Source organism: Vibrio sp. OPT46 (assembly GCF_015163535.1).
In the GTDB taxonomy this organism is placed as follows: domain Bacteria; phylum Pseudomonadota; class Gammaproteobacteria; order Enterobacterales; family Vibrionaceae; genus Vibrio; species Vibrio alginolyticus.
Genome location: NZ_JADDYG010000622.1, coordinates 1 through 214, shown reverse-complemented (window position 1 = coordinate 214; position 214 = coordinate 1). Strand labels below are relative to the sequence as shown.

The window sequence follows — 214 nt, the reverse complement described above, 5'->3', positions numbered from 1 at the left end:
GGAATATTGCACAATGGGCGCAAGCCTGATGCAGCCATGCCGCGTGTGTGAAGAAGGCCTTCGGGTTGTAAAGCACTTTCAGTCGTGAGGAAGGTGGTAGTGTTAATAGCACTATCATTTGACGTTAGCGACAGAAGAAGCACCGGCTAACTCCGTGCCAGCAGCCGCGGTAATACGGAGGGTGCGAGCGTTAATCGGAATTACTGGGCGTAAA

At 52.3% G+C, this 214-nt stretch carries 1 rRNA gene; it reads left to right on the top strand.

Going from position 1 to position 214, the window contains the following annotated elements:
- Positions 1–214 (top strand): 16S ribosomal RNA (locus tag IQR33_RS23875); the annotation flags it as partial.